The 9,495-nt window shown below is 71.6% G+C and carries 8 protein-coding genes; 1 reads left to right on the forward strand and 7 read right to left on the reverse strand.

All coding sequences use genetic code 11. The features are described 5' to 3' along the window. Positions 1-607: 607 nt before the first annotated feature. The 7 genes from ACTUAL_RS00840 to ACTUAL_RS00870 all read right to left on the reverse strand — a co-directional run bounded on the left by ACTUAL_RS00840 (position 608) and on the right by ACTUAL_RS00870 (position 7,017). The gene (locus ACTUAL_RS00840) at positions 608-1,039 is read right to left on the reverse strand and encodes a heat shock protein transcriptional repressor HspR (protein ID WP_096497407.1); all 432 of its coding nucleotides are present in this window, start codon (positions 1,037-1,039) and stop codon (positions 608-610) included. Then, positions 1,036-2,226, reverse strand: coding sequence for a molecular chaperone DnaJ (gene dnaJ / locus ACTUAL_RS00845; RefSeq protein ID WP_096497408.1), 1,191 nt, complete (start codon positions 2,224-2,226; stop codon positions 1,036-1,038). The genes ACTUAL_RS00840 and dnaJ overlap by 4 nt, the downstream gene beginning before the upstream one ends. Before the next feature lie 20 nt (positions 2,227-2,246). Continuing rightward, on the reverse strand, positions 2,247-2,903 hold the full coding sequence (grpE, locus tag ACTUAL_RS00850) for a nucleotide exchange factor GrpE (protein ID WP_096497409.1): 657 nt from the start codon (positions 2,901-2,903) through the stop codon (positions 2,247-2,249). After that, the gene (dnaK, locus tag ACTUAL_RS00855; RefSeq protein ID WP_096497410.1) at positions 2,900-4,756 is read right to left on the reverse strand and encodes a molecular chaperone DnaK; all 1,857 of its coding nucleotides are present in this window, start codon (positions 4,754-4,756) and stop codon (positions 2,900-2,902) included. Before dnaK ends, grpE begins: the two co-directional genes overlap by 4 nt. A gap of 213 nt (positions 4,757-4,969) precedes the next feature. Then, complete coding sequence (locus ACTUAL_RS00860; protein WP_096497411.1) at positions 4,970-5,776, reverse strand: DUF4097 family beta strand repeat-containing protein; 807 nt, start codon at positions 5,774-5,776, stop codon at positions 4,970-4,972. Between the two features lie 144 nt (positions 5,777-5,920). Beyond that, a complete protein-coding gene (locus ACTUAL_RS00865) occupies positions 5,921-6,496 on the reverse strand; it encodes a hypothetical protein (protein ID WP_440898917.1) in 576 nt (191 codons plus the stop codon). Positions 6,497-6,687: 191 nt separating this feature from the next. After that, positions 6,688-7,017 (reverse strand): DMT family transporter, encoded by a 330-nt coding sequence (locus ACTUAL_RS00870; protein WP_096497413.1) that lies wholly within the window; start codon positions 7,015-7,017, stop codon positions 6,688-6,690. 157 nt (positions 7,018-7,174) lie between these two features. Here ACTUAL_RS00870 and ACTUAL_RS00875 point away from each other — a divergent pair, with 157 nt between their 5' ends. After that, the gene (locus ACTUAL_RS00875) at positions 7,175-9,451 is read left to right on the forward strand and encodes a (Fe-S)-binding protein (RefSeq protein WP_440898918.1); all 2,277 of its coding nucleotides are present in this window, start codon (positions 7,175-7,177) and stop codon (positions 9,449-9,451) included. Positions 9,452-9,495 lie beyond the last annotated feature (44 nt).

Consider the following 9,495-nt stretch of genomic DNA (forward strand, 5'->3'; position numbering starts at 1 on the left):
GACGATCCACGGCGCAGCCAAGACCTATCGGGTTCCCCACCAGCCGAAACACCAACCAACTCATTCTGAGAGGAGCTATAAGACCAAGGCGAAAAAATCAAAGTCAAAAGCCAAAATCAACGCCTCGCCGGCGGGGCAGACCTCCAAAAAAGAGGGGGACGGGCTCTGCCGGCCGGTGACGCTTCCGCTGGTGGTTCGGTTTACCACTGCGGTGGTCCGGGTCCCTCTTCTCCGTTTGGCCTCCTTTCAGGCAAGCACAGGCGTCAAGACGCCGTTTGACACCCCGGTCTGCCGCATAGTGCGGCGGCGTCTTGACACCTGCGCTCGGGCTTCGCCAGGCCAAACGGAGAAGAGGGACGCGGGATGGCTGGCTGCGGGCGCGCTGCGCTCGCCCCGCAGCCCGCGAAGCGGTCAACCTGTGAAGTGATCAGCCTGCGGGGCGGTCAGCCCGTGAGGGTCAGGCCTGCGAGGCGGTCAGCCCGCGAAGTGGTCAGCCCGTGAGGCGGTTAGGCCTGCGAGGCGGTGAGGCTGCGGGCGTGGTCCCTGTGCGTGCAGAAAGGCCCGGAGCGGGTGGCTCCGGGCCTTTCGGTGTGCTGCGCCGCGTGGGTCAGCGGCGGCGTTGTTGGGGCTTCCAGACGACCAGGGCCGTCTCGTGGCGGACCGGGACCAGGTCCCTGCGGTACGAGGCGTGCACCGTTGCGGCTGCCGCCTCTGCCGCCGCCATCGCGTTCGACAGCTGTTCGGTCAGCTCCGCCACCTTGCCGCGGAGCGCGCCCACCTCGTTCTCCAGGTCGATGATCCGCTTGATGCCCGCGAGGTTGACGCCGTCCTCCTGGGAGAGGCGCTGCACCTCGCGCAGCAGCACGATGTCCCGCATGGAGTACCTGCGTCCGCCGCCCGTCGTCCGGCCCGGTGAGACCAGGCCCATCCGGTCGTAGCTGCGCAGCGTCTGGGCGTGCAGCCCGGACAGCTGGGCGGCCACCGAGATCACGAAGAACGGCGTGTCCTCGTCGGTGCCGGGCGGGAACGGGAAGGTCATGTCGACTTGCCCCTCTCCAGCAGCAGCGCGTTCAACTCGGCCCTGGGGTCGTGCTGGGACGTGGTCTTCGCGTACGCCTCCAGGGCGTCGCGGGACTTGGCGTCCGTGTTGTTGGGCACGGCCACCTGCAGCGTGATCAGCAGGTCGCCGACCTTGCCGTCGCGCCGCGCGATGCCCTTGCCCTTCGCCCGCATGACCCGGCCGCTGTTCGTGCCCGCGGGCACCTTCACGGTCACCTTGCCCTCCAGCGTCGGCACGGTCAACGACGTGCCGAGCGCCAGCTCCGGGAAGGTCACCGGGACGGTCAGGGTCACGTCGTTGCCCGAGCGGCCGAAGATCGGGTGCGGGTTGACGTGGACGCGGACGAACAGGTCGCCGGTCGGGCCGCCGTTGCGGCCCGGCTCGCCCTGGTTCGCCAGGCGGATGCGCTGGCCGTCGTCGACGCCCGACGGGATGCGGATGGTCAGCGTCCGGGTCCTGGTGCTGACCCCGTCGCCGCCGCACTCCTGGCACGGGTCGTCCACGATACGGCCGGTGCCCCGGCAGTCCTGGCACGGCTCGGAGAACGCGAACGCGCCCTGGCTGCGGGTGACCAGGCCGGCGCCGCCGCAGTTCCCGCAGGTGCGGGGCGTGGTGCCGGGCTTGGCCCCGGAGCCGGAGCAGGTCGCGCAGGCCGCCGGGCTGGACAGCCGCAGCGGCACGGTCGCGCCCTTGACCGCCTCGGTGAAGTCGATCCGGACGTCGGTCTCGACGTCCTCGCCGCGCCGGGGCCGGTTCGCCCCGGTCGCCGCGCCGCCACCCCTGCGGTTGAACAGGCCGCCGAGCAGGTCGCCGAGCCCGCCGCCGCCCATGCCGCCCTGGGCGCCCGCGGCGCCCCGACCGAACAGGTCGCCGACGTCGAACCCGCCGCCGCCACCCCCGCCGAAGCCGCCGGGGAAGCCCCCGCCGCCCGCGAACAGGCGGCGGGCCTCGTCGTACTGCTTCCGCTTGGCCGAGTCGGACAGGACGCCGTAGGCCTCGGACACGGCCTTGAACCGCGCCTCGGCCTTGGCGTCGCCGGGGTTGGCGTCGGGGTGCAGCTCCCGCGCCAGCTTCCGGTACGACTTCTTGATCTCCTCCGCGGAGGCGTCGGAGGAGACGCCCAGCTCGCGGTAGAAGTCCTTCTCGATCCAGTCCCTCGCACTCACCGGACGCCGCCCCCTCTCCGTCAGTCCTGCTGTTCTGCCTGGGCCTGCTCCGGCTGCGCGGGAGCGGGCTCGTAGTCGGTGACCACCACCATCGCGGGCCGCAGCACGCGGTCGGCGAAGCGGTAGCCGCGGCGGAACACGGCGGTCACGGTCGGGCCTGCCACGTCCGGGGAGGTGCTGTGCTGCACCGCCTCGTGCACGGCCGGGTCGAACGCCTCCCCGGCCTCGCCGAAGCCCTCCAGGCCGGTCGCGGTCAGCGCGGCGACCAGCTTGTCGGCCACCGCCTTGAACGCGCCGGTGAGGTCGCCGTGCTGGCCCGCGCGCTCGACGTCGTCGAGCACGCCGAGCAGGTCGCCCACGACCTTCGCCTTCGCGGTGGCGACCACGACCTCGCGGTCGCGCTCGACGCGCTTGCGGTAGTTGGCGTACTCGGCGGTCAGCCGCTGCAGGTCGGCGGTCCGCTCGTCGAGCTGGGCCTTCAGCTCGGCGGCGGGGTCGACCTCGGCGGCGCCCTCGGGCTCGGGGGCGGCGTGCTTGCCGCCCCCGTTCCCGGCGGGAGAGGTGGACTCGGCGGCCGACTCGGCGCGGATCTCCCCGGTCTCGGGGTCGATCCGGCGCACGTCCGGCTGCTCCTCGGCGCTCACGTCTTCCGGCTGCTGCTGGTCGGCGCTCGTCACTTCTTCTCGTCCTCGTCGACGATCTCGGCGTCGACCACGTCGTCGGCCTTGGCGCCGGGCTTGGCGCCCTCGGCGCCGGGCGCGGAGCCCGCGGCGGCGTCGGTGGGCGCGGCGCCCGCGTACATGGCCTGGCCGATGGCCTGCGACTCGGTGGCGAGCTTCTCCACGGCGGCGCGGACCTTGGCGATGTCGGTGCCCTTGAGCGCCTCGCTGGTCTCGGCGATGGCCGCGCGGACCTTCTCCTGGACCTCGGCCGGGATCTTGTCCTCGTTCTCCTTGACGACCTTCTCGGTCTGGTAGACGAGGGTCTCGGCCTGGTTGCGGACCTCGGCCTCGTCGCGGCGGCGCTTGTCCTCCTCCGCGTGCGCCTCGGCGTCCTTGATCATCTGCTCGATGTCGTCCTTCGGCAGCGCGGAGCCGCCGGTGATCGTCATCCGCTGCTCCTTGCCCGTGCCCATGTCCTTGGCGGACACGTGCACGATGCCGTTCGCGTCGATGTCGAAGGTGACCTCGATCTGCGGGACGCCGCGCGGGGCGGGCGGGAGGCCGGTCAGCTCGAACATGCCGAGCTTCTTGTTGTCGGCCGCGAAGTCGCGCTCGCCCTGGAAGACCTGGATCTGCACGGACGGCTGGTTGTCGTCGGCCGTCGTGAAGATCTCGGAGCGCTTGGTCGGGATCGTCGTGTTGCGCTCGATGAGCTTGGTCATCACGCCGCCCTTGGTCTCGATGCCCAGGGAGAGCGGGGTGACGTCGAGCAGCAGGACGTCCTTGACCTCGCCGCGCAGGACACCGGCCTGCAGGGCGGCGCCGACGGCGACGACCTCGTCCGGGTTCACGCCCTTGTTGGGCTCGCGACCGCCGGTCAGCTCCTTGACGAGCTCGCTGACGGCGGGCATCCGGGTGGAGCCGCCGACCAGGACCACGTGGTCGATGTCGCCGACGCTGATGCCCGCGTCCTTGATCACGTTGGTGAACGGCGCGCGGGTGCGCTCCAGCAGGTCGTTCGTGATGCGCTGGAACTCGGCGCGGGAGAGGGTCTCGTCCAGGAACAGCGGGTTCTTGTCCGAGTCGACCGTGATGTAGGGGAGGTTGATGGAGGCGCTGTTCGAGCTGGACAGCTCGATCTTCGCCTTCTCCGCGGCCTCGCGGATGCGCTGCAGCGCCATCTTGTCCTTGGTCAGGTCGATGCCGTTCGCCTGCTTGAACCGCTCGACCAGCCAGTCGACGACGCGCTGGTCCCAGTCGTCGCCGCCGAGGTGGTTGTCGCCGGAGGTCGCCCGGACCTCGACCACGCCGTCGCCCAGCTCGAGCAGGGAGACGTCGAAGGTGCCGCCACCGAGGTCGAAGACCAGGATGGTCTGCTCCTTCTCGCCCTTGTCCAGGCCGTAGGCCAGGGCGGCGGAGGTGGGCTCGTTGACGATGCGCAGGACGTTCAGGCCCGCGATCTGCCCGGCCTCCTTGGTGGCCTGGCGCTGCGAGTCCTCGAAGTAGGCGGGGACGGTGATCACCGCGTCGGTGATCTCCTCGCCCAGGTACGCCTCGGCGTCCCGCTTGAGCTTCATCAGCACGCGGGCGCTGATCTCCTGCGGGGTGTACTTCTTGCCGTCGACCTCGTCGGTCGTCCACGTGGTGCCGATGTGGCGCTTGACGGACCGGATGGTCCGGTCGACGTTGGTCACCGCCTGGTTCTTGGCGGGCTGACCGGTGAGGACCTCGCCGTTCTTGGCGAAGGCCACGATGGACGGGGTGGTGCGCGACCCCTCGGAGTTGGCGATCACCGTCGGCTCGCCACCCTCCAGGACCGCGACGACGGAGTTGGTCGTCCCCAGGTCGATGCCGACCGCTCGCGCCATGAATTCCTCCAGGTGGTGCGTGTGTGGTTGCGCCCTTTGTTGAGCGAAGCTGGCTCAAGTTTGCCAGGCGGACCGGCCTTGAGTCCACCCGGCTCAACCTTTCTGACTGTCCCAACGGGCGGGCAGGCCCTCGTGTTCCCGGATCGCGGGGGTGATCCGGCGCACACGTCGGCCCGCCCACCTGGCGGTGAACGGGCCGGTTGAGCGGCGGGGTCAGACCCGCCCGATGACCATGTTCCCGCTGTCCGTGCGCAGGAAGAGCTCGTACGGGGCGGCCTTGTCGTCCACCACGCCGGTGATGTCGACCTCGCCGCTGTCGGTCTCCGTGACCACTTTGTACGCGCCGGCCGGAACCCGCACGGTGAGCGCGCCGCCGTCGGTCCTGGCGCGCACGGACGCGGGCGCGACCAGGCCGAGCTCGACCCGACCCGATCCGGTGGTGACGGTCACCGGGCCCCCGGTCATGCCGGTGGCGCGCAGGTTCCCGGAGTCGAGCCGCACGTCCAGGGGGCCGCCCGCGCCGCTCAGGGAGACGTCGCTGGAGTTGCCCCTGAGCGAGACGCCCTCGGCGGTCTGGTTGAGGACCACGTTGCCGGAGTCGACCTCCAGGTCCACGGACAGCGCCCCCTCGGCGGACACGTCGCCGCCGTCGCTCTCGCCGGTGATCCGGACCAGGTCGGGCAGCACCAGGTCGTAGGTGGCGGTGCAGTGCAGGCCGCAGCCCTCCAGGACCAGCGTCTCGCCGTCGACGCGGTGGCTGGTGGCGGGGGTCTTCGCCTCGTGGCGGGAGTAGCGGAGCGAGCGGGTCAGCACGGCCTCGGCGCCCGGCCGGTGCCGGAACACCACGTCGCCGTCGCTCTGCGCCAGGCGCACCTCGGTCACCGGCCTGCCCAGCCCGTACCGGTCGGTGGCCTCCTTCCAGACCAGCCGCACGCACGACGCGGTCCCGGCGACCAGCACCACCGCGAGCGCCACCGCGAACGACCTGCGCGCGCCTCGGGCCCGCCCCTCGCTCCCCATGCGGACAACGCTAGGTGCACGCGGGGTGGGCGGGAACCGGGGGAACCCCCGTCCAGCGGGTGGGGGTAACCCCACCGAGTGGCGTGCCGACCGGGTGCCCTGGACGGGTGTCGGGCCGCTCGGGCGCACGTCCGGCGGGCGGACTCAGGCCAGGTCCTCCACGATCGCCCGCAGCGCGGGCGCCGAGCGGCCGGGGTCGTCCAGGAACCACTCGGAGGCGATCACGTGCGAGCCCGTCATCCGCTCCCACACCAGCCCCTGCACCGGGACGACCGTGATCACCAGCCGGAACGGCCGCACGGGCCGCCCCAGCCTGGTCTCCACGCCGCGCACCACCTCGCCGACGGGCAGCGCCGCGTGCCTGCCCCTGCGGGAGCGCCGGTGGTGGTAGTCGCCGACCAGGTCCTGGAGGGCGCGCACCGCGCCGCGCAGCGCGGGCCGCTGGGCCAGCGAGCGGCTGTCCGGGTCGGCGGGCGAGGTGCCGTGGCGGTCGGCCCTGGCGTGGTCGAGCACGTCCGCCCACCAGCCGAGCCACTCCTGCGCGGCGCCCGCCCGGTCGACGCCGCGCGGCACCACGACCGGCACGGCGGGGTCGAGGCCCGGCAGTTCGGGCACGGTGTCCACCGACAGCGCGAGCGTGTCGCGCACGAACAGCGCGGTCGTCACGGTGTGGTTGCTCCCGTGCGACACCTGCCACGACTCCCGGCCGGTGAACCCCATGCCGCCATTGTCCGGTGGTCGTGTCCGGTTCGGGGTTTCCCCGGCGCATCGGGAGGGACACGGCTTCGGCTCGACGCGCTCCGCCCGCCCTCGGCGCTGCGGTCGGGCTTCGGCACCCCGGAGCGGCGCGGTCGGGAGCGGCACTGTCGGGAGCGGCGCGGCCGGGAGCGGCACTGTCGCGGGCCGCGCGGTCAGGAGCCGGACGAGCTGCCCAGCTCGATCGCGACCACGCCCGCGATCACGAGCAGCAGCCCGACGACCATCGTGGCGTTGACCCGCTCCCCGAACAGCACGACGCCCACCGCCGCGACGGCCGCGATGCCGAAGGCGCACCAGATCGCGTAGGCCACGCCGAGCGGCATCCCGAGCTTGAGCACCTGGCTGAGCGCGCCGAACGCGATGGCGTAGGCGATCACCACGACGACCGAGGGGGCGAGCTTGGTGAACCCGGCGGAGAGCTTCAGCGAGACGGTGGCGGTGACCTCTGCGACGATCGCCAGCGCCAGCAGGAGGTGGACCACGGGAAGCCTCCGGGAGCGGGTCGGGGGACGCCTGCGAGTCTAGGCGTCGCGACCGGGCGGTCCCGGCTGCGCGGGGAGCCTCCGCCAAGTGGTTACTCACCAGTAATCCAGCGTAGGCTCCCACGGAGGAAACCGGACTCAGAAAGGCCGCGACCACATGGGAGCCCTCCAGCTCACCCTCGGCGCCATCGGCGTCGCCGCCAGCGCGTACGCCTGGGGAATCTTCGTGGCGGGCGTGGTCCGGATGGTGCGGATCATCCGGCTCGGCCAGCCCGACGCCACCCGCAACGGCCCGGTCTGGCCGAGGCTGCGCACGCTGGTGGTGGAGTTCGTCGCGCACACCAGGATGGCCAAGCTGCGCAAGGTCGCGCCGTGGCACTGGATGGTGATGTGGGGCTTCCTGATCGGCTCCGCGGTGCTGTTCGAGGCCTACGGCGAGGTCTTCTACCCCGGATTCCACTGGCCGGTGATCGGCACGTGGTCCGCGTGGGCGCTGCTGATCGAGCTGCTGGGCATCGGCACCGTCGTCGGCGGCGTCGCGCTCGCGGTGATCAGGCAGCTGAACCACCCGCGCCGCGCCGACCGGGTCTCCCGGTTCGCGGGCTCCGACTTCAAGGCCGCCTACTTCGTCGAGGCCGTCGTGATCGTCGAGGGCCTGGGCATCCTGGGCGTGAAGGCGTTCAAGCAGGCCTCCGGCCTGGAGGACCCGCCGCTGTGGTCGTCCTTCGTGACCGCGCCGCTGAGCGAGCTGCTGCCCGCGAGCCCCGACTGGGTGTCGGTCATGGCGTTCGTGAAGCTGGTGACCGCGCTGGTCTGGCTGGCCGTCGTGGCCAAGAACCTGACGATGGGCGTGGCCTGGCACCGGTTCAGCGCGTTCTTCAACATCTACTTCAAGCGCGAGGACGACGGCGGGGTCGCGCTGGGCGCGCTGCGGCCGATGATGAGCGGCGGCAAGGTGCTCGACCTGGAGGAGGCCGACCCGGACACCGACGTGTTCGGCGTGGGCAAGGTCGAGGACTTCACCTGGAAGGGCTGGCTGGACTTCAGCACCTGCACCGAGTGCGGTCGCTGCCAGTCCCAGTGCCCCGCGTGGAACACCGGCAAGCCGCTGTCCCCCAAGCTGATGATCACCGAGCTGCGCGACCACGCGTACGCGAAGGCCCCCTACCTGCTGGCCGGTGGCCGCCGCGACATGGCGGGCGACGAGGTCGGGCTGGTCGAGGACAAGTACGAGGACTACAAGAAGCGCCTGGAGTCGATCGACGTCCTGGCGATGGCCGAGGCCGAGCGCCCGCTGGTGGGCGAGGCGGGCGAGCTGGGCGTCATCGACCCCGAGGTGCTGTGGTCCTGCACCACGTGCGGCGCGTGCGTCGAGCAGTGCCCGGTGGACATCGAGCACGTCGACCACATCGTCGACATGCGCCGCTACCAGGTGCTGATCGAGTCGAACTTCCCGTCCGAGCTGGGCGGCATGTTCAAGAACCTGGAGAACAAGGGCAACCCGTGGGGCCAGAACGCCAAGGACCGCCTGGCGTGGGCCGACGACCTGGACTTCGAGGTCCCGGTGTTCGACGGCGAGCTGGGTGACGCGGAGTACCTGTTCTGGGTGGGCTGCGCGGGCGCGTTCGAGGACCGGGCGAAGAAGACCACCCGCGCGGTCGCGGAGCTGCTGCACACGGCGGGCGTGAAGTACACGGTGCTCGGCCCGGAGGAGAGCTGCACCGGCGACCCGGCGCGGCGCGCGGGCAACGAGTTCCTGTTCCAGATGCTGGCGCAGCAGAACGTCGAGGTGCTCAACAGCGTCTTCGAGGGCCGCGAGCCCGGCAGGCGCAAGGTCGTGGTGACCTGCGCGCACTGCTTCAACACGCTCGCCAACGAGTACCCGCAGGTGGGTGGCCAGTACGAGGTCGTGCACCACACGCAGCTGCTGAACCGGCTGGTGCGGGAGCGGCGGCTGGTGCCGGTGGCCGAGATCGCCGAGGACGTCACGTACCACGACCCGTGCTACATCGGGCGGCACAACAAGATCTACGAGGCGCCGCGCGAGCTGATCGGGGCCTCGGGCGCGAAGCTGCGCGAGATGCCGCGCAACTCCGACAAGGCCATGTGCTGCGGCGCCGGTGGCGCGCGCATGTGGATGGAGGAGCGGATCGGCAAGCGGATCAACCTGGACCGGGTGGACGAGGCGCTGGGCACCGCGCCGTCGAAGATCGCGACGGGCTGCCCGTTCTGCCGGGTCATGCTGACCGACGGGGTGACCGCGCGGCAGAACGAGAAGGTCGTGGGCGGCGGCGTCGAGGTGGTGGACGTGGCGCAGCTGCTGCTGACCGCCGTGCGGCGCGGGCAGGAGCGGGAGCGGGCGGACATGCCGACCGACGAGTCGTCGACCGGGACGCCGCTGCCGGACGGCGACAAGGCCGCCGCGTCGGACTGATCGGCGGGAACGCGCGGAGGGGCCCGTCGTCCGGGGTCGGACCG

Source organism: Actinosynnema sp. (genome assembly GCF_052038725.1).